This is a genomic window from Nonomuraea sp. NPDC049684 (genome assembly GCF_044465345.1).
Taxonomy (GTDB): domain Bacteria; phylum Actinomycetota; class Actinomycetes; order Streptosporangiales; family Streptosporangiaceae; genus Nonomuraea.
This window is the reverse complement of sequence record NZ_JBITLO010000004.1, coordinates 142,711-160,730: the sequence shown is the minus strand read 5'-3', so window position 1 is coordinate 160,730 and position 18,020 is coordinate 142,711. Positions and strand designations below refer to the sequence as shown.

The 18,020-nt window shown below is 70.8% G+C and carries 18 protein-coding genes; 5 read left to right on the top strand and 13 right to left on the bottom strand.

What is annotated here, in order from left to right; genetic code table 11:
• Positions 1 to 102: 102 nt before the first annotated feature.
• Entirely contained in the window at positions 103 to 717 is a 615-nt protein-coding gene (locus tag ACIBST_RS14700) for a hypothetical protein (RefSeq protein ID WP_397171906.1), read from the top strand.
• Positions 718 to 854: 137 nt separating this feature from the next.
• Here ACIBST_RS14700 and ACIBST_RS14695 read toward each other — a convergent pair whose 3' ends face one another.
• The 6 genes from ACIBST_RS14695 to ACIBST_RS14670 all read right to left on the bottom strand — a co-directional run bounded on the left by ACIBST_RS14695 (position 855) and on the right by ACIBST_RS14670 (position 9,034).
• A complete protein-coding gene (locus ACIBST_RS14695; RefSeq protein WP_397171904.1) occupies positions 855 to 3,392 on the bottom strand; it encodes an ATP-binding protein in 2,538 nt (845 codons plus the stop codon).
• A 1-nt stretch (position 3,393) separates the two neighbouring features.
• On the bottom strand, positions 3,394 to 4,230 hold the full coding sequence (locus ACIBST_RS14690) for a potassium-transporting ATPase subunit C (RefSeq protein WP_397171902.1): 837 nt from the start codon (positions 4,228 to 4,230) through the stop codon (positions 3,394 to 3,396).
• Positions 4,231 to 6,336, bottom strand: coding sequence for a potassium-transporting ATPase subunit KdpB (gene kdpB, locus ACIBST_RS14685; RefSeq protein WP_397171900.1), 2,106 nt, complete (start codon positions 6,334 to 6,336; stop codon positions 4,231 to 4,233).
• Position 6,337: 1 nt separating this feature from the next.
• Positions 6,338 to 7,999 carry a potassium-transporting ATPase subunit KdpA gene (kdpA, locus tag ACIBST_RS14680; protein ID WP_397171898.1) on the bottom strand — a complete coding sequence of 554 codons (1,662 nt, stop codon included), beginning with the start codon at positions 7,997 to 7,999 and terminating at the stop codon, positions 6,338 to 6,340.
• Positions 7,999 to 8,088, bottom strand: a complete 90-nt coding sequence (kdpF, locus tag ACIBST_RS14675) for a K(+)-transporting ATPase subunit F (protein WP_357972546.1) — start codon at positions 8,086 to 8,088, stop codon at positions 7,999 to 8,001. The genes kdpA and kdpF overlap by 1 nt, the downstream gene beginning before the upstream one ends.
• A 268-nt stretch (positions 8,089 to 8,356) precedes the next feature.
• Positions 8,357 to 9,034: a helix-turn-helix domain-containing protein gene (locus ACIBST_RS14670; protein WP_397171896.1), complete on the bottom strand. Its 678-nt coding sequence runs from the start codon at positions 9,032 to 9,034 to the stop codon at positions 8,357 to 8,359.
• 146 nt (positions 9,035 to 9,180) lie between these two features.
• Between ACIBST_RS14670 and ACIBST_RS14665 the strand changes: the two genes are divergently transcribed.
• Together ACIBST_RS14665 and ACIBST_RS14660 are read left to right on the top strand one after the other, a co-directional pair.
• Positions 9,181 to 10,107: an ATP-binding cassette domain-containing protein gene (locus ACIBST_RS14665; protein ID WP_397171894.1), complete on the top strand. Its 927-nt coding sequence runs from the start codon at positions 9,181 to 9,183 to the stop codon at positions 10,105 to 10,107.
• Positions 10,104 to 10,862, top strand: a complete 759-nt coding sequence (locus ACIBST_RS14660; RefSeq protein ID WP_397171892.1) for an ABC transporter permease — start codon at positions 10,104 to 10,106, stop codon at positions 10,860 to 10,862. Before ACIBST_RS14665 ends, ACIBST_RS14660 begins: the two co-directional genes overlap by 4 nt.
• Here ACIBST_RS14660 and ACIBST_RS14655 read toward each other — a convergent pair.
• From ACIBST_RS14655 to ACIBST_RS14630, 6 genes are all read right to left on the bottom strand, one after another.
• Positions 10,850 to 11,188 (bottom strand): DUF1048 domain-containing protein, encoded by a 339-nt coding sequence (locus tag ACIBST_RS14655; protein WP_397171890.1) that lies wholly within the window; start codon positions 11,186 to 11,188, stop codon positions 10,850 to 10,852. The two genes, ACIBST_RS14660 and ACIBST_RS14655, sit on opposite strands and share 13 nt — an antisense overlap.
• A gap of 1 nt (position 11,189) precedes the next feature.
• Positions 11,190 to 11,546: a DUF1048 domain-containing protein gene (locus tag ACIBST_RS14650; protein WP_397171888.1), complete on the bottom strand. Its 357-nt coding sequence runs from the start codon at positions 11,544 to 11,546 to the stop codon at positions 11,190 to 11,192.
• The gene (locus ACIBST_RS14645; protein WP_397171887.1) at positions 11,543 to 11,869 is read right to left on the bottom strand and encodes a PadR family transcriptional regulator; all 327 of its coding nucleotides are present in this window, start codon (positions 11,867 to 11,869) and stop codon (positions 11,543 to 11,545) included. Before ACIBST_RS14645 ends, ACIBST_RS14650 begins: the two co-directional genes overlap by 4 nt.
• Before the next feature lie 77 nt (positions 11,870 to 11,946).
• Positions 11,947 to 13,155, bottom strand: coding sequence for a cytochrome P450 (locus ACIBST_RS14640; RefSeq protein ID WP_397171885.1), 1,209 nt, complete (start codon positions 13,153 to 13,155; stop codon positions 11,947 to 11,949).
• A 10-nt stretch (positions 13,156 to 13,165) separates the two neighbouring features.
• Positions 13,166 to 13,927 carry an ABC transporter permease gene (locus ACIBST_RS14635; protein WP_397171883.1) on the bottom strand — a complete coding sequence of 254 codons (762 nt, stop codon included), beginning with the start codon at positions 13,925 to 13,927 and terminating at the stop codon, positions 13,166 to 13,168.
• Positions 13,928 to 13,938: 11 nt separating this feature from the next.
• On the bottom strand, positions 13,939 to 14,703 hold the full coding sequence (locus ACIBST_RS14630) for an ABC transporter ATP-binding protein (protein WP_397171881.1): 765 nt from the start codon (positions 14,701 to 14,703) through the stop codon (positions 13,939 to 13,941).
• Between the two features lie 367 nt (positions 14,704 to 15,070).
• Between ACIBST_RS14630 and ACIBST_RS14625 the strand changes: the two genes are divergently transcribed.
• Positions 15,071 to 15,319: a hypothetical protein gene (locus ACIBST_RS14625; protein WP_397171879.1), complete on the top strand. Its 249-nt coding sequence runs from the start codon at positions 15,071 to 15,073 to the stop codon at positions 15,317 to 15,319.
• A 102-nt stretch (positions 15,320 to 15,421) separates the two neighbouring features.
• Positions 15,422 to 16,861, top strand: a complete 1,440-nt coding sequence (locus ACIBST_RS14620) for an LCP family protein (protein ID WP_397171877.1) — start codon at positions 15,422 to 15,424, stop codon at positions 16,859 to 16,861.
• Position 16,862: 1 nt separating this feature from the next.
• On the opposite strand, the gene ACIBST_RS14615 is transcribed toward ACIBST_RS14620, so the two are convergent.
• Positions 16,863 to 18,014, bottom strand: a complete 1,152-nt coding sequence (locus ACIBST_RS14615) for a serine hydrolase domain-containing protein (RefSeq protein ID WP_397171875.1) — start codon at positions 18,012 to 18,014, stop codon at positions 16,863 to 16,865.
• Positions 18,015 to 18,020 lie beyond the last annotated feature (6 nt).

Genomic DNA, 18,020 nt, shown 5'->3' with positions numbered 1-18,020 from the left:
TCCCGCTCAAGAGCGAGACGGGACTTCGCCCGCTCCGGCGATGTCCGGCAGGCCGCGGAAAACCAGGATTGGGGAGGTCATCACCGCTAAGGAGTCAACGAGATGAACCCCCGCATCGCCTTCGTCGCCGCCCCCGTGCTCACCTTCACCTACGGCGTCCTCCGCATCCTGGACGGCCTGGACGGCAGCCGCGGTCCCGGCCTGGCCTGGACGACCGGGCACCTGGCCTTCATCGGCGCCCTGGCGTTCTTCGCCGTGACCTTCCACGAGATGTGCAGGCTGGCCGGCCGCGGCCGTCTGGCGACAGGGCTGGCCGTAGCCGGATATGTCGGCATCACCACGCTGATCGCCCAGTTCTCCATCGACATCGTCGTGGGATTCCGCTCGGCCGACCACGCCGCGATGGGCGTGCTCTTCGACCAGGTCCAGTCGGTTCCCGGGGTGCAGCAGGTGGTCTACGACTTCGGGCCGATGTTGTTCTTCGTCGCCCAGATCGGCCTGGTCCTCCAGCTCGCCGTCCAGCGCCGCGTCAAGGCGTGGACGCCCGTCCTGGTGGTCGCCGACGTCATGGTGCCGTTCGTGGAGAAGGACCTCATGCCGCTGGGCGCCGCCTGCCTGCTGGTCTCCTTCCTGGCGATGGCCCGGGTGTCGCGGGCGTCCCGTGCGGCCGACGGCCGGCACCGCGTGGCCGAGCCCGCCGTACCGGCCGCCGTGTGACGATCGGGGTGCGACCCGTCGACCGCCTGGTGTCAGCACGCTGCTGAGGGGACGCGGCGCGGAGCCGCGGTTCACCTCCGCGGGCCGGACGGGCCCACGACGCCCGGCGACTGACACCCGGAACCAGCCCCGAGCGCTCACCGTCCGGGACCGGCGGCGGGCAGGGTGAGGATCATGGTGAGACCGCCCCCGGGGGTCTCGTCGGGCACGAGCGAGCCGCCCATGGCCTCGGCGAGCCCGCGGGACAGGGCCAGCCCGAGCCCGACGCCGGAGTGGTTGTCGCGGTCGCCGAGCCGCTGGAACGGCTGGAAGACGCGGTCGTGCGCCTCCGGCGGGATGCCGGGGCCGCGATCCATCACCCGGATCTCGACGTGGTCGCCGTGCCCGCTCGCGGTGACCAGCACGGTCCGGCCGGGCGGGCTGAAGCGCACGGCGTTGGACATGAGGTTGACCAGGACGCGTTCCAGCAACGCCGGATCGGCCAGCACGTCGGGCAGCTCGACGGAGACGTCCCCCTCGACGCGGTCCCGCAGCGGGCCGAGATCGTCGATGGCGCGCGGCACGATCTCTTCCAGCGCCAGCGGCTGAGCGCTCACCCCGAGCACGCCCGCCTGCAGGCGGCTCATGTCCAGCAGGTTGGCCACCAGCCGGTCCAGCTTGTCCAGCGACTCCTTGGCGGTGGCGAGCAGCTCGGACCGGTCCCGCTCCGACCAGGCGACCTCGGTGCTGCCCAGGCTCTCGACGGCGGCCTTGGCGGAGGCGAGCGGCGTGCGCAGGTCGTGGCTGACGGCGGCCAGCAGCGCGGTGCGCATCCGGTCGGCCTCGGCGAGCGGGCGGGCGAGCTCGGCCTCCTGCTGCAGGCGTTCCTGGCGCAGCGCGACGGCGGTCTCGGCGGCGAACGCCTCCAGCACCGTGCGGTCGGCGGCCTCCAGCGGCTCGCCCCTGGCCGCCAGGACCAGTTCCTCGTCGATGACGACGTCGGTGTCGGAGCGTCCCGGGCAGGTGGCGGGGGCGCCGCCGGAGGTCGCCACGATCCGCCAGGCGTCGGGGTCGGACTGCTGGTCGGGCACGCGGGCGGCCTCGGGCCGGCGTTCCAGCAGGGTGACGGAGGTCAGGCCGAAGGTCTCGCGCATGCGTTCCAGCAGCGAGGACACCGCGGCCTCGCCGCGCAGCACGTGACCGGCCATGGTGGACAGCAGCTCGGCGTCGGCGCCGGCCCGCGCGGCCTCCCTCGTCCGGCGGGCGGCGATGTCCACGATCGTGCTCACCGCCGCCGCCACCAGCACGAACACGACCAGCGCGAACAGGTTCTCCGGGGCGGCGATGGTGAACTCGCCGACCGGCGCGGTGAAGAACCAGTTGAGCAGCAGCGAACCGCCGACGGCCGCGGTGATGGCCGGCCACATGCCGCCCACCAGCGCGACCCCGACGGTGAGGCACAGGAAGAACAGGATCTCGCTGGGCAGCGACAGCATGTCGCGGAACGGCGCCAGCGCGGCCGTCAGCAGCGGCATCCCGGCCACCGCCAGCGCCCAGCCGCTCGCCCGCCGGGTGCGCGTGAGCGCGGCCCGCGTGCGGGCGGGCCGCCGGCGTCCCTGCTTGGCCTCCTCATGCGTGATCATGTGGACGTCGATCGAGCCGGACCGGGCGGTGGTCTCCACGCCGACGCCCCGGGAGAAGATCTGCGCGAAGCGCCCCCTGCGCGAGGCGCCGAGGACGAGCTGGGTGGCGTTGACGCCGCGGGCGAAGTCGAGCAGCGCCCGGGGGACGTCGTCGCCGACGACCTGGTGGTAGCTGCCGCCCATGTCCTCCACCAGCGTGCGCTGGCGGGCCAGGCTGGCCGGGTCGGCGCCGGCCAGCCCGTCGGCGCTGGTGACGTGCACGGCCAGCAGGTCGGCGCCCTTGGTGCGGGCGGCGATGCGGGCGGCCCGGCGGACCAGCGTGTCGCCCTCCGGCCCGCCGGTCAGGGCGACGACGACGCGCTCGCGGGTCTCCCAGGTGGTGGCGATGCCGTGGTCGGCGCGGTAGCGGTCGAGCTGGTCGTCCACCTTGCCGGCCACCCACAGCAGCGCGAGTTCGCGCAGCGCGGTGAGGTTGCCGACGCGGAAGTAGTTGGACATGGCGGCGCTGACCTTCTCTGGCGCGTACACGTTGCCGTGCGCCATGCGGCGGCGCAGCGCCTCCGGTGACATGTCCACCAGCTCGATCTGGTCGGCGCGGCGCACCACCTCGTCGGGCACGGTCTCGCGCTGCGGCACGCCGGTGATCTCCTGGACGACGTCGTTGACCGACTCCAGGTGCTGGATGTTCACCGTGGAGATCACGTCGATGCCGGCGTCCAGGATCTCGTCCACGTCCTGCCAGCGCTTGACGTTCTTCGAGCCGGGCACGTTGGTGTGGGCCAGCTCGTCGATCAGCGCCACCTTCGGCCGCCGGGCGATGACGGCGTCCACGTCGAGCTCGGTGAAGGTGGCCCCGCGGTGGACGACGGTCCTGCGCGGGATGATCTCCAGGCCCTCCAGGAGTTCGGCGGTGCGGGGACGGCCGTGGGTCTCGACCAGGCCCACGACCACGTCCCGGCCGCGTTCCCGCGCGCGGCGGCCCTCGCCGAGCATCGCGTACGTCTTGCCGACCCCGGGCGCCGCCCCGAGGTAGACCCGCAACCGCCCCCTCATGTCACTTCCCGTCGAGGGCGAGGTTGAGGTCGAGCACGTTGACCGCCGGTTCGCCCATGAAGCCGAGCGCCCGTCCGGTGGTGTGCCGCTGGATGAGCCGGTCGACCTCGGCCCGGTCCAGGCCGCGTTCCTTGGCGACGCGAGGGGCCTGGAGCTCGGCGTAGGCGACGGAGATGTGCGGGTCGAGCCCGGAGCCGCTGGCCGTGACCGCGTCGGCGGGCACGGCGGGGGCCCCGGCGGTCCCGCGCACGGGGACGGTCCGCCCGGCCGCGTAGTCCTCGCCCGGCTTGCCGCATTCCACCTTCCTGCCCTGGTAGGTGGGGATGAACGGAGTGGCCGGGCACGCCTGGTTGACGCTGACGGCCCGGTCGGGGAAGACCTTCAGCACCGCGCCGACGCCGTCCGGGGTGCAGTACGGGCGGGCGCCGCTGACGCCCTCCAGCTCGCCGGCCGCCCTGGAACGGGCGCAGACCTGGGTGAGCAGCGACTGCCGGCCCTCCTCACCGGCGACCGGCAGCGTGTCCACGACGTCCTCGGGGCCGAGGTTGCTCGCGCCGGACGAGGTCGGGTCGTAGCCGTCGCCCGCCGCCGACGGACGGGACTGGAAGTACTTCCTGACCGGGTTGCCGTCGGCGTCGGTGAAGGACTGGCCGATGAGCGAGCTGCCCACGGCCCTGCCGTCCTTCTCGACGAGCGAGCCGTTGGCGTGCCCGTGGAACAGGGCCTGGGCGACCCCGGTGGTGACCAGCGGGTAGACGATGCCGAGCAGCGCGGTCAGGACGGCGACGGCGCGCAGGGCGGCGAGGTGCTGGCGGACCCAGCTTGGCAGGCGTTCCATTTATGACATCCCCGGAAGGAACTGGATCAGCAGGTCGATGAGCTTGATGCCGATGAAGGGGGCGACGATGCCGCCCAGGCCGTAGACGTACAGGTTGCGCGAGAGCAGCTTGGACGCGCTGGAAGGCCGGTAGCGCACCCCGCGCAGCGCCAGCGGGATCAGCGCGACGATGACCAGCGCGTTGAAGATCACCGCGGCCAGGATCGCGGACTGGGGGCTGGACAGGCGCATGACGTTGAGCGCGTCCAGGCCCGGGTAGACCGCGGCGAACATGGCCGGGATGATCGCGAAGTACTTCGCGATGTCGTTGGCGATCGAGAACGTGGTCAGCGCGCCCCTGGTGATCAGCAACTGCTTGCCGATCTCGACGATCTCGATGAGCTTGGTCGGGTTGGAGTCCAGGTCGACCATGTTCCCGGCCTCCTTGGCGGCCGAGGTGCCGGTGTTCATGGCCACGCCGACGTCCGACTGGGCCAGGGCGGGGGCGTCGTTGGTGCCGTCGCCGGTCATCGCGACCAGCCGGCCGCCCTCCTGCTCCTTCCTGATCAGGGCGAGCTTGTCCTCGGGGGTGGCCTCGGCCAGGAAGTCGTCCACGCCGGCCTCGTCGGCGATGGCCTTGGCGGTGAGCGGGTTGTCGCCGGTGATCATGACGGTGCGGATGCCCATGCGGCGCATCTCGTCGAAGCGTTCGCGCATGCCCTGCTTGACGACGTCCTTGAGGTGGATGACGCCGAGCACGCGGCCCCGCTCGGCCACCACCAGCGGGGTGCCGCCGGAGGCGGAGATGCCGTCCACGATGTGGCCGACGTCGTCGGTGGGGTGGCCGCCGTTGTCGCGCACCCACTTCATGACCGCGGTGGCCGCGCCCTTGCGGACCTCGCGGCCGTCCAGGTCCACGCCGGACATGCGGGTCTGGGCGGTGAACTGCACCCATTCGGCGCCGTGGATCTCGCGTTCGCGCAGGCCGTACCGCTCCTTGGCGAACACCACGATCGAGCGGCCCTCGGGGGTCTCGTCGGCGAGGCTGGACAGCTGCGCGGCCTCGGCCAGCTCGGCCTCGGTGATCCCGTCCACCGGGACGAACTCGGCCGCCTGCCGGTTGCCCAGCGTGATCGTGCCGGTCTTGTCCAGCAGCAGCGTGGACACGTCGCCGGCCGCCTCGACCGCGCGTCCGGACATCGCCAGGACGTTGCGCTGGACGAGGCGGTCCATGCCGGCGATGCCGATGGCCGACAGCAGCGCCCCGATCGTGGTGGGGATCAGGCAGACCAGCAGCGAGACCAGCACGATGCCGGTGACGCCGTCGGCGTTCAGCGCGAGCGAGTCCGGCACGCCGGGGTTGATGGACTTCGAGTAGATGGCCAGCGGCTGCATGGTGACGGTGGCGACCAGGAAGACGATCGTCAGGGCGGCCAGCAGGATGTTGAGCGCGATCTCGTTGGGCGTCTTCTGCCGGTTCGCGCCCTCGACCAGGGCGATCATGCGGTCGACGAAGCTCTCGCCGGGCTTCTGGGTGATCCTCACGACGATCCGGTCGGACAGCACCTTCGTGCCGCCGGTCACCGCCGAGCGGTCGCCGCCGGACTCGCGGATGACGGGGGCGGACTCGCCGGTGATGGCCGACTCGTCCACCGAGGCGATGCCCTCGACCACGTCGCCGTCGCCGGGGATGACCTCGCCGGCCTCGACCACCACCAGGTCGCCCTGCCGCAGCTCGGGCGCGCCGACCGTGTCCCATCCGCCCTCGGCGTCGCCGCGCAGGCGGCGGGCCCGGGTGTCGGTCTTGGCCTTGCGCAGCGTCGCCGCCTGCGCCTTGCCGCGCCCTTCCGCGACGGCCTCGGCCAGATTGGCGAACACGACGGTCAGCCACAGCCACACGACGGTCGCCCAGGCGAAGAACGACGGATCGACGATCGCCAGGACGGTGGTGAACACCGCGCCGACCTCGACGATCAGCATGACGGGGTTGCGCCACAGCGTGGCCGGGTTCAGCTTCCTGACCGCGTCGGGAAGGGACCTGACGAGCTGCCTGGGATCCAGCAGGCCGCCGCCCAGGCGGCCGTCCCGCCGCGCGGAAGAGGGTTTGTCCAGTACGGGGGTTGACATGTCAGGACAGTCCTTCTGCGATCGGGCCGAGCGCGAGTGCCGGGAGGAAGGTGAGGGCGACCAGGATGATCGTCACGCCGACGACCAGGCCGACGAACTGCGGCCGGTGCGTCGGCAGCGTGCCGGCGCCCTCCGGGACGGGCGACTGCGCCGCCAGCGAACCGGCCAGCGCCAGCACCAGGATGATCGGCAGGAAGCGGCCGAAGGCCATGCACAGGCCGAGCGCCACGTCGTACCAGGGGGTGTTGACGGTCAGGCCGGCGAAGGCGGAGCCGTTGTTGTTGGAGGCGCTGGTGAAGGCGTAGAGCACCTCCGACAGGCCGTGCGGGCCGCCGTTCAGCATGGCCGCGCGCTGCTGCGCCGAGCCCATCGCGCAGGCCGTGCCGACCAGCACCAGGGCCGGGGTCACCAGGAAGTACAGGGAGGCGAGCTTGATCTCGCGGGCGCCGATGCGCTTGCCCAGGTACTCGGGGGTGCGGCCGACCATCAGGCCCGCCACGAACACCGTGATCACGGCGAGGATCAGCATGCCGTACAGGCCCGAGCCGACGCCGCCGGGCGCGACCTCGCCGAGCATCATGTTGACCATCGTCATCATGCCGCCGAACGGCGTGTAGGAGTCGTGGAAGGAGTTCACCGCCCCGGTGCTCGTCAGGGTGGTCGAGGCGGCGAACGTGGCCGAGTTCGACACGCCGAAGCGCAGCTCCTTGCCCTCCATCGCCGCGCCCACCGCCTGCGGCACGGTCGCGTTCCCCGACAGCTCGAAGACGTTGGTGAGCAGGACGCTCGCCAGGGCCAGCAGGCCCATCACCGCGAGGATCGCGTACCCCTGCCGGACCTGGCCGACCAGCCGGCCGAAGGTGCGGGTGAGCGAGAACGGGATCACCAGGATCAGGAAGATCTCGAACCAGTTCGTCCAGCTCGCCGCGTTCTCGAACGGGTGGGCGGAGTTGGCGTTGGAGAAGCCGCCGCCGTTGGTGCCCAGTTCCTTGATGACCTCCTGGGAGGCGACCGGGCCGCCGGTGATGCCCTGCGTGCCGCCGGTCAGCGTGGTCACCTCGTGCACGCCCGAGAGGTTCTGCACCAGGCCGCCCGCCACCAGCACCAGCGCGCCGGCGAAGGCGATCGGCAGCAGGATGCGCAGCGTGCCGCGGACCAGGTCCACCCAGAAATTGCCGATCGTGCCGGCCTTGCGGCGGGCGAACCCGCGCACCAGCGCGACCGCGACCGCCATGCCGACGGCCGCCGAGACGAAGTTCTGCACGGCCAGCGCGGCCATCTGGGTCAGGTGGCCCATCGTGGACTCGCCCGAATAGGCCTGCCAGTTGGTGTTGGTGACGAAGCTGATCGCGGTGTTCCAGGCGATGTGGTCGGTGACCGGCTCCATGCCCAGGCTCAGCGGCAGCTTGTCCTGCAGGCGCTGGAGGCCGTACACCACCAGGACCGAGATCACCGAGAAGGCCAGCACGCTGCGGGCGTAGACGGGCCAGCTCTGCTCGGTGTCGGCCCGCACCCCGAGCAGGCGGTAGATCCCGCGCTCGACGGCGTTGTGCCGGGCCGTGGAGTAGACGCGGTACATGTAGTCGCCGAACGGCTTGTGCACCAGGGCCAGGGCGACGATCAGGGACGCGATGAAGATCATCCCTGCGACGGTCGTGCTCATCAGAACCGCTCCGGGAACAGCAGGGCGGCGACCATGAAGATCACCAGACCGGCGACCACGATGAGACCGGTGGCGTTGACGGCGCTCACAGCCGCTCCACCGCCCTCACGACCAGCCCGAAGACCACGAAGATCGCGATCGTCAGGGCGACGAAGATGACGTCGGCCATCCCCACTCCTCAGTTCGATGATGAGACCACTGCCGCCCCTCGACGGGCGGCGCGCAGGTCCAGCAAACGCCGGAAAATGGGGTGTTTTGCCGTTCTTGACGGTTTCCATACGGCCGCGGCTCGAATCTTGACGGCCTCCCTACGCGGCCCGTGCCCCCTGTGGCAGCCGGGTCCGGGCCGCGCCCGGGTCACGGCAGGAGGTCGCGCCAGCGTTCGGCCGAGGCCAGGGCGTCCAGGCTGATCTTCTCCAGGAACGCGCCGCCCCTGGCCAGCCGGCGACCCGCGGGCGTGTCGAGCCCGAGCGTCTGCCCCGCCGTCTTGGCGACCTCCGCCGCCGCGAGCGTCTGCCGCGCGCTGATCACCGTCGAGTGGTACCAGGCGTCGTCGTCGACCACGTAGACGTCGCGGCGTCGTTGCGGGTCGCGTTCGCGCCTGATCAGGCCCTGCTGGGTCAGGTAGCCCACCGCCGTGGAGATCGAGGCGGGGCTGACCTTCAGCCCGCGCGCCAGCTCGGCCGCGGTGAGCCGGCCGTCCGCGCTCAGCCACAGGCCGATGAGCACGCGCGCCACCATCTTGGGCAGGCCCATCGCGACCGCCAGCTCGACGGCTCCCTCCTCCGCCTCGAAGACCTCGCGGTCCCGGGCCTCGGCCGGACGCGCCGGGGCGCCGCGCCGCGCCCGCCGCGCCGTCGCCTGGTGCGCCCGCTCGGGACGGTAGTCGCCGGGGCCGCCGTTGCGGGCGACCTCGCGGCTGATCGTCGAGGTCGGCCGGTCGAGCCGCCTGGCGATCTCGGCGTAGGAGCGGCCTTCGGCGAGACCGGTCGCGATGCGCCTGCGGTCGTGCAGGGTCAACCTTCCTTCTGCCACGGCACCACTATTGCGTTCGCGTTCACACAATGCAACGTTTCATTGCATTCAGCCTCAGCGCCAACGTACCGAATTCACGCATTCTACCTGCGCTTATGTAGTTCTGTTGATTGACGGAATTTCTGAAAGCAACGTAGCTTTCAATCATGTTGAACATCGTCTCGGTGGCGGGGCTGCGCAAGTCCTACGGCGCTCACCGCGTTCTGGACGGCATCGACCTGTCCATCCCCCAGGGCAGCGTCTTCGCGCTGCTCGGCCCCAACGGCGCGGGCAAGACCACCACGGTGCAGATCCTGTCCACCCTGATCAAGGCCGACGCCGGCGAGCTCCGGGTCGCCGGGCACGACCTGTCCAGGGAGCCCGACAAGGTGCGGGCCGCGATCGGCGTCACCGGCCAGTTCTCCGCGGTCGACGGCCTGCTCACCGGCGAGGAGAACCTGCGGCTCATGGCCGACCTGCTCCACCTCGGCCGCGCCGAGGGCCGCCGCCGAGCCGGCGAACTGCTGGAGCGCTTCGACCTCACCGGCGCCGCGGGCAAGCCCGCGGCCGCCTACTCGGGCGGCATGCGCCGCCGGCTCGACCTCGCCATGACCATGGTCGGCACGCCCAGGCTCATCTTCCTCGACGAACCCACCACGGGCCTGGACCCGCGCAGCCGCCGCACGATGTGGCAGATCGTCCGGGACCTCGTCCGGCAGGACGGCGTGACCATCTTCCTGACCACCCAGTACCTGGAGGAGGCCGACGAGCTCGCCGACCGCATCGCGCTGCTCAGCCAGGGCCGGCTGGTGGCCGAGGGCACTCCCGAAGAGCTCAAGCGCATGGTCCCCGGCGGGCACGTCGTCGTGCGCCTCGCCGACCTCGACGGCTACCGCAGGGCGGTCTCGCTGGTCGGGGCGAGCTCGCGCGACGAGGAGTCCCTCACGATGCAGATCCCCGGCACCGGCGTCGGCGCGTTACGCGAGCTCCTGGAGCTGCTGGACGCGCACGCCGTCGCCGTCGCCGAACTGTCGACGCGCACGCCCGGCCTGGACGACGTCTTCCTGGTCCTGACCGAGGAGCCCGCACGATGAGAGCCGTCACCGACTCGGCGACGATGTTGCGCCGCCAGATCAGGCACATGTGGCGTTACCCCACGCTGATCCTCACCTACGCGGGCGTCCCGGTGGTGTTCCTGCTGCTGTTCGTCTACGTCCTGGGTGGCATCATGGGCGCCGGGATCGGCGGCGACCGCGCCGCGTACGTCGCCTACGTCACGCCCGGCATCCTGATCATGACGGTCGCCAGCGCCGCGCAGGGCACCGCGATCGCGGTGGCGATGGACATGACCGAGGGCATCGTCGCCAGGTTCAAGACCATGGCCATCGCCCGCGTCTCGGTCCTGACCGGGCACGTGCTCGGCGCGCTCGTGCAGAACTTCACCGCGATCGCGGCCGTCATGCTGACGGCCCTGCTGATCGGCTTCCGCCCCGCCGCCTCCGTGCTGGACTGGCTGGGGGTGGTGGTCGTGCTGGCCATGTTCACCTTCGCCATCACCTGGCTGTCGGCCGCGCTGGGCATGGTCACCAGGAACGTGGCCACGGCCAGCAACCTGCCGATGCCGCTGATGCTGCTGCCGTTCCTGGGCAGCGGCGTGGTGCCGCCGGAGTCGATGCCGGGCCCGTTGCGCTGGTTCGCCGAGCACCAGCCGTTCACGCCGGTCATCGAGACCCTGCGCGCGCTGCTGGCCGGGCGGCCGGCGGGGCCCGGCCTCGCGGCGGCGGCACTCTGGAGCGCGGTCATCGCGCTGGGCGGGTACCTGTGGGCCCGCCGGCTCTACAACCGGTGAGGTTTCCCGGTGGGGCCGGTCTTCCCGCTGACGGACTCCTGGTAGAGGTCGGCGTAGGTGCGGGAGTCCTTGATCAGGCCGTCGGCGAAGGCGGCGACGTCCGCGCCGATGAGTTCCATGACTCCCTTGCCGGCCGCGACGCCCTCCTCGAAGAAGTCGACGATCCCCGGCAGCAGGGAACCGTCGGTCAGCCCGACCGGCCCCACCTTGAAGTAGTACCGCTGCATCTCCTTGTAGACGATCTGGTAGTCGGGCGGCAGCGCCTTGACCCGCGCCAGGTGCGCCCGCCACTGCTTCTTGCCCTCGATGATGTCCTGGATGCCCATGTCAGCCTCCCAGCCGGCCCAGCTTCTTGGCGACGTTCCTGTTCAACTGCTCGCGCCAGCGGTCGCGGAAGCTGCGGCCCCCTGACTCGCCGGCCAGGGCCGCGCAGAATCCCGGGATGTCGTCGCCCAGCACCTCGTGGACGTTCTGCCCGTCGGCCGCCGTCTCCTCCAGCAGCCCCAGGACGCCGTCGAAGATCGGCATCAGGTTCCGGCCGGTGAAGTCGGAGTAGTGGAAGAGCTGACCCTTGATCTGGTCCCAGGCCGCCCGGTGGTCGGCCGGCAGCGCCGCGGCCCGGGCTTCGAACGCCTTGTAATCCCTGCTGAGATCGCTGCCGGTGATGGTCTCCCAGAAGCTCATTTCCCGCCCTCCTTGAGCTTGTCGATCCGGGATGTGATGTACGCCCATTTCGCCCAGAACGTCGCTAGTTCCTCGCGTCCCGTGTCGTTGAGCGCGTAGAACTTGCGCGGCGGGCCCTGTTCGGACGGCCGTTTCGTCACCTGGACGAGCCCGTTCTTCTCCAGTCGCAGCAGGATGGTGTAGACCGTCCCCTCGACGACGTCGGCGAAGCCCAGGTCGTTCAGCCGGCGCGTGATGGCGTACCCGTAGGTCTCCTCGCTGCCGATGATCTCGAGCACGCAGCCCTCCAGCGTGCCCTTCAGCATCTCCGTCAGGTTGTCCATGGTGGCTCTTCTCCCGCCCCCTCCTGTGCTACTCGGTGCCACCGAGTACTGCTGTACGGTAACACCTGGTACCGGGGTCAGGCTTCCCAGGTGACGGGGAGGCTCTTGACGCCGTAGATGTCGGCGGACTCCGGTCGCAGGGCGACCTGGTCGGCCGGTACGGCCAGGCGCAGGGTGGGGAAGCGGCCGAGCAGCGCGGGGAAGGCGACGCGCATCTCGACGCGGGCGAGCTGCTGGCCCAGGCACTGGTGGATGCCGTGGCTGAAGGCCAGGTGGCCGCCGTCCTGCCGGCGCAGGTCGAGGGCGTGGGGGTCGGGGAAACGCTCGGGGTCGCGGTTGGCGGTGTTGAGGGACAGGATGACCATCGTGCCGGCCTTGACGGTCTGGCCGGCCAGCTCGACGTCCTCCAGGGCCACCCGGTAGAACTGCTTGGCGACCGACAGGTACCGCAGCAGCTCCTCGACGGCCTGGTCGGCGAGCGCGGGGTCGGCGCGCAGCGCGGCGAGCTGGTCGGGGTTCTGCAGCAGGGCGAAGGTGCCGAGGGCCAGCATGTTGGCGGTGGTGTCGAACCCGGCCGACAGCAGGATCAGGGCCATGCCCTGCAGCTCCTCGTCGGTCAGGTCGCTGTCGAGCAGGTCGCTGAGCACGTCGTCGGTCGGGTGGGCGCGCTTGGCGGCCACGAGCTCGGCCAGGTACTGCCGGGTGGCGAGGTAGGCGGCGATCAGTTCCTCGTCACCGGCCTCGCCGCCGAGGAACTTGTCGATGTTCTCCTGGAAGCGCCCCCGGTCCTCGTACGGCACGCCCAGCAGCTCGCAGATGACGATGGCGGGGATGGGCTTGGCGAACGCGGTAACCAGGTCGGCGGTGGGGCCGGCCTGCTCCATGGCGTCCAGGTGCTCTGCGGTGATCTGCTCGACGCGCTCGGTGAGCAGCCGCATCCGGCGGACGGTGAACCTGCCGACCAGCGGCTTGCGGTAGCGGCCGTGCTGCGGCTCGTCCATGAGCAGGAACTCGCCGGGCGGGGCCGGGGGCACCTCGATGTCGCCGTAGTCGATGGTCGGGTGGTGGCTCATGAGCTCCTTGCGGGAGCTGAAGCGGGGGTCGGCCAGGATCGAACGGGCCAGGTCGTAGCCGGTGACCAGCCAGCCCTGGTGTCCGTCGGCGAAGGGGAAGCGGCTGATGGGGCCGTGCTCGCGGGCCTCGACGAGCTCCTTCGGCGGGTCGAACGGGCAGCCGGGACGGCGTTCGGCGGGCATCGGCGTGACGGTGTGGAGAGAGTCGGTCATGAGCGTCCTCCTAGGAGATCTTGCGGCGGTAGGTGTTCATGGCGAAGACGTAGGCGACGACCAGGATGCCGACGCACCAGGCGAGGGCGATCCAGATGTCGTTGCCGACGGGCTGCTCGGCGAACAGGGCGCGGACGGCGTTGACGATGGAGGTCACCGGCTGGTTCTCGGCGAAGACGCGCACCACGGTGGGCATGGTGTCGGTGGGCACGAACGCCGAGCTGAGGAACGGCAGGAAGATGAGCGGGTAGGAGAACGCGCTCGCGCCTTCCATGGTCTTGGCCGTCAGGCCGGGGATGACGGCGATCCAGGTCAGCGCCAGGGTGAACAGGATCAGGATGCCCGCGACCGACAGCCAGGCCGACAGGCCCGCGCTCGATCGGAAGCCCATGAGCAGGGCGACGAGCATCACGACCACCAGCGAGACCAGGTTGGCCACCAGCGAGGTCAGCACGTGCGCCCACAACACCGACGAGCGCGCGGTCGGCATGGACTGGAACCGTTCGAAGATGCCGCCCTTCATGTCCATGAACAGCCGGTAGGCGGTGTAGGCGATGCCGGAGGCGACCGTGATGAGCAGGATGCCGGGCAGCATGTAGTTCACATACGAGTCCGACCCCGTTCTGATCGCGCCGCCGAACACGTAGACGAACATCAGCATCATGGCGATCGGCATGATCGCGGTCGTGACGATGGTGTCGGGGCTGCGGGAGATGTGACGCAGGGACCGTCCCAGCAGGACGGTGGTGTCGCCGAAGAAGTGCTTGCTCATCGTGGTGGTCCTTAGGCTTTCGTGCCGACGAGGGTGAGGAAGACGTCCTCCAGGGTCGGCTGCTTCTCGACGTACTCGACCTTGGCGGGCGGGAGGAGCTGCTTGAGCTCGGCGAGGGTGCCGTTGACGATGATCCGGCCCTCGTGCAGGATCGCGATCCGGTCCGCGAGCTGCTCGGCCTCGTCCAGGTACTGGGTGGTGAGCAGCACGGTGGTGCCCTGGGCGGCGAGGTCCTTGACGGCCTGCCACACCTCGATGCGCGCCTGGGGGTCGAGGCCGGTGGTCGGCTCGTCGAGGAAGATGACCGGCGGGTCGCCGATGAGGCTCATCGCGATGTCGAGGCGGCGGCGCATGCCGCCCGAGTAGGTCGCCGCCTTCCGGCCGCCCGCGTCGGTCAGCGAGAACCGTTCGAGCAGGTCGTCGGCGATCTTGCCGGGGTTCTTGAGGTGCCGCAGCCGGGCGACCAGCACGAGGTTCTCCCGCCCGCTGAGGATCTCGTCCACGGCGGCGAACTGGCCGGTGAGGCTGATGGACTCGCGTACCTGGGCGGCCTGCCCGGCGACGTCGAGGCCGTTGACCCTGGCCGTGCCGGCGTCGGCCTTGAGCAGCGTGGACAGGATCTTCACCAGCGTGGTCTTGCCCGCGCCGTTCGAGCCGAGCAGGGCGAAGATGCTGCCCCGCGCCACCTCGAAGTCCACGCCGCGCAGCACGTCGAGTTCCTTGTACGACTTCTCCAGGCCGTGCACCTGGATCGCCGGAGCTTGTTGTGTCGTCATCACTTGGCCCTGTCTTCTCTTCCGGGGGGTCTCGCCGTCGGGGCAGCTACTCAGTGGCGCTGACTACTGGCTACATAGTGGCACGAAGTACTGGTACCTAGCAACACCGAATAGTCGTGATCGTCGTGGTGGTCATGGCGTCCACCTTCGCGGGCCGCGCTGACACCGCGCCGACGCCGTGCTGACACGGCACAACCCTGTCCTGACGCCGTCAGGGGCGGCGGGATGAACCTTTCATCGCCCGCGGGACGTTCGCGCTGGTCGCCGGGGCCGGGCGAGGGCCGAGGTTGCGGTGCGGACGAGCCCTGTCGTGCAATTCACGGTGATCGCCATTCGCACAATCCGACCCTTGATGAGGGGAGAGCCGATGCGTCGCGGAATCACCGCCCTGGCGCTTGCCGCGGTCACCGCCCTGGCACCCGTCCTGGCGAGCACGCCGGCGGAGGCCACGTCCACGCTCCAGGTCGTCTACACCGGCCTGCCGTACGACATCTGCGTCTCCTTCGGCCAGTCGGGCCAGCAGAACGGGCGCTGGCAGACCTGGTGGTGCAGCACGCACTATCCGCAGAGCTACCCGGGCTCCACCACCTACGACCTGTGGGCGTACGTGGACTGACGCCCTTCTTCCGCATAATCCGCCGGATAAGTTGCGTACGTGGGCAATCAGGCCCGAACCTATGATCTCGGGGGACGTACCACATAGAGATCATGAGGGCGGATGGGCACCAAACGGGGCGCGGGGGCAGCCATCGGCTGGACGGCGCTGTCGATCGTGATTCCGGGCGCGGCCCATCTGCGGGCCGGGTACCGCCTGCTCGGGCTGGCGCTGCTGGGGCTGTTCCTGGCCGCGGGCGTGGCGGTGGCCGTCGTGGTGGTCTCGGCGGGCGGCTGGGCCATGGCGACCCAGGCCGCCTGGGCCAAGGCGATCAGCGGTGGCGCCGTCGGCGTCGGCGTCGCGTGGGGGCTGCTGGTGGTCGCCTCCTACACCGTGCTGCGGCCGCGGCGGCGGCTGGTCTGGTCGGACGGCGTGGCGCTGCTGCTGGTCGCGGCCGTCATGTCGCCGTTCGTGGTGGCCTCGCAGACGGTGTCGGAGGTCGACGCCACGCTGACCGACGTGTTCAACGCCCCCGAGCCCACGCCCATCAACCACGCCGACCCGTGGGCCGGCCGGACGAGGGTGAACATCCTGCTGCTCGGCGGCGACGGCGCGCGCGGCCGCAACGGGACGAGCATCCGCACCGACAGCATCAACGTCGCCAGCATCGACGTCAGGACCGGCGACACCGTGCTGTTCGCGCTGCCCAGGGAGATGGAGAACGCGCCCTTCCCCAGGGACAGCGTGATGGGCCGGCTGTTCCCGCCGCCCAAGGGCTTCTACATCGCGGGGGCAGGGCGGGAGTCGGAGGACCTGCTGAACGGCGTCTGGGCCTACGCCGACACCCATCCCACGCCGTTCCGCAACTCGCCCACCCGGGCCCCCGACGCCGTCAAGGACGCGGTCGGCGAGATCCTCGGCCTCAAGATCGACTACTACGTGCTGGTCAACATGTGGGGCGTGGCCCGGCTGATCGACGCGCTCGGCGGCGTGCGCATCCACGTCGAGCAGGACATCTGCTACGGCGTGGGCCGCAGCGACGGCGGCGTGATCAAGGCGGGCACCCGCCGGCTGAACGGCAACGACGCCCTCTGGTACGGCAGGGCCCGCGACCACGACGGCTCCAACTGCGCCGGGGGCGACAACCACACCCGGATGCGCCGCCAGCACTGCGTCATCTCCGCCATGCTCGACCAGCTCGACCCGGCCAACGTGCTGCTGAAGTTCAAGCAGCTGGCCGGCGCGGCCCGGCAGACGTTCCGCACCGACATCCCGCGCGGGCTGCTGCAGGACCTGGTGCCGCTGGCCGACAAGGTCAAGGGCGCCCGGGTGGGGACGTTGTCGATCGTCCCGCCGCGCTACAACCCGGCCTATCCGGACTTCCCGCGCATCCGGGCCGACGTCCGCAGGGCCATCGTCCGGTCGCACCGCGCGCCCGCCACCGTCGCCGCGGGCACGCCGTCCGCCCGGCCGTCGGGCACGCCGTCCGCCCGTCCCTCCGTCACGCCCACCAGGACGGCGATGGCGTCGTCGGGGAAGCTGGCCGACTCCTGCATGGCCTGATCTACCGGCTCCCGCAGGGGCCGGTGGGCGCCTGGCCGAGGCTCACCCGCAGGGCGTTCTCGATGAACTCGCTGTTCTGCTTCTTGGACACCGTCTCCGACTGGGTGAGGGTGCCGGTCATCGCGAGCCGCTTGTCCGGCACGTAGATCTGGAACGCGCCGAAGAAGCCGCTGTGCCCGTAGACGGCTTCGCCGGTCGCGGTCAGCCGGGCGATGCCCAGCCCGTACGGCGATCCGGCCTTGACGCTCTGCGGGGTGCTGCGCAGCATCGTCCGCAGCGTCGCCGGGCTCTTGAAGAGCCTGCCCTCGAACAGGCCGCGCATGAACCGGTTGAGGTCGGCCCCGGTCGAGACCAGGCCGCCGCCGCCGAACGTGTCGAAGGTCGGGTTGTAGTCGTAGGTGTCGCGCTCGCCGAGGTAGTTGTGGGCGCGCGGGCCGCGGTGCGGCTCCCACCACTCCAGGTACGTGCGGTCCATCTTCAGCGGCTGGAGCAGCAGCGACCGGTACAGCCGGTGCAGCGGCTCGCGGCCGGCCCTCTCGATGACCATCCCGGCCAGGACGTAGCCCGTGTCGGAGTAGTGGTAGCCCTTGCCGGGAGCGAAGTAGGGCTTGCCCGACCGGAGCGCCCAGTCCACCAGTTCCATCGGTTTCCAGGTCTTGTCCGGATGGTCGAGCACGTACTGGAACCACTTCTCGTCCCCCACGTAGTCGTACAGGCCGGCGGTGTGGTCGAGGAGCTGCCGGACGGTGATCCGCGACCCGTACGGGATGCGCGCGACCAGCTTCCGGTCCAGGTATTCGCTGATGGGGGCGTCCAGGCGCAGGTCGCCGCGTTCGGTGAGGCGGAGCGCGAGGGCCGCGGTCATCGTCTTGGTGACGCTGGCCGTGCGGAAGGCGTCGGAGCTGCGCAGGGCGCGCCCGCCCAGCTCGTACACGCCGGCAGCGCCGTCGAAGGCGCGGCCGGGGCCGGTCACGGTGAGGATCGCGCCAGGCACGGGCGGCGTGACGACGCCGTCCAGCAGGCAGCGGAGCTGCTCGTCCGTGGCGTCCGTGGCGCTTCGGGCCGCGGTGGCGGGAACGTGCGCCGTCCGGGCGTGGGCCGGGACGGCGAGGCCGCCGCCGAGCACTACACCGGCCAGGACGACGCCGAGCACGCAGGT

Bases quoted from the DNA above. Each gene is read 5' to 3' on its own strand.
- ACIBST_RS14700 (WP_397171906.1), top strand. From the start codon at position 103: ATGAACCCCCGCATCGCCTTCGTCGCCGCCCCCGTGCTCACCTTCACC.
- ACIBST_RS14695 (WP_397171904.1), bottom strand. From the start codon at position 3,392: ATGAGGGGGCGGTTGCGGGTCTACCTCGGGGCGGCGCCCGGGGTCGGC.
- ACIBST_RS14690 (WP_397171902.1), bottom strand. From the start codon at position 4,230: ATGGAACGCCTGCCAAGCTGGGTCCGCCAGCACCTCGCCGCCCTGCGC.
- kdpB (WP_397171900.1), bottom strand. From the start codon at position 6,336: ATGTCAACCCCCGTACTGGACAAACCCTCTTCCGCGCGGCGGGACGGC.
- kdpA (WP_397171898.1), bottom strand. From the start codon at position 7,999: ATGAGCACGACCGTCGCAGGGATGATCTTCATCGCGTCCCTGATCGTC.
- ACIBST_RS14665 (WP_397171894.1), top strand. From the start codon at position 9,181: ATGTTGAACATCGTCTCGGTGGCGGGGCTGCGCAAGTCCTACGGCGCT.
- ACIBST_RS14660 (WP_397171892.1), top strand. From the start codon at position 10,104: ATGAGAGCCGTCACCGACTCGGCGACGATGTTGCGCCGCCAGATCAGG.
- ACIBST_RS14655 (WP_397171890.1), bottom strand. From the start codon at position 11,188: ATGGGCATCCAGGACATCATCGAGGGCAAGAAGCAGTGGCGGGCGCAC.
- ACIBST_RS14650 (WP_397171888.1), bottom strand. From the start codon at position 11,546: ATGAGCTTCTGGGAGACCATCACCGGCAGCGATCTCAGCAGGGATTAC.
- ACIBST_RS14645 (WP_397171887.1), bottom strand. From the start codon at position 11,869: ATGGACAACCTGACGGAGATGCTGAAGGGCACGCTGGAGGGCTGCGTG.
- ACIBST_RS14640 (WP_397171885.1), bottom strand. From the start codon at position 13,155: ATGACCGACTCTCTCCACACCGTCACGCCGATGCCCGCCGAACGCCGT.
- ACIBST_RS14635 (WP_397171883.1), bottom strand. From the start codon at position 13,927: ATGAGCAAGCACTTCTTCGGCGACACCACCGTCCTGCTGGGACGGTCC.
- ACIBST_RS14630 (WP_397171881.1), bottom strand. From the start codon at position 14,703: ATGACGACACAACAAGCTCCGGCGATCCAGGTGCACGGCCTGGAGAAG.
- ACIBST_RS14625 (WP_397171879.1), top strand. From the start codon at position 15,071: ATGCGTCGCGGAATCACCGCCCTGGCGCTTGCCGCGGTCACCGCCCTG.
- ACIBST_RS14620 (WP_397171877.1), top strand. From the start codon at position 15,422: ATGGGCACCAAACGGGGCGCGGGGGCAGCCATCGGCTGGACGGCGCTG.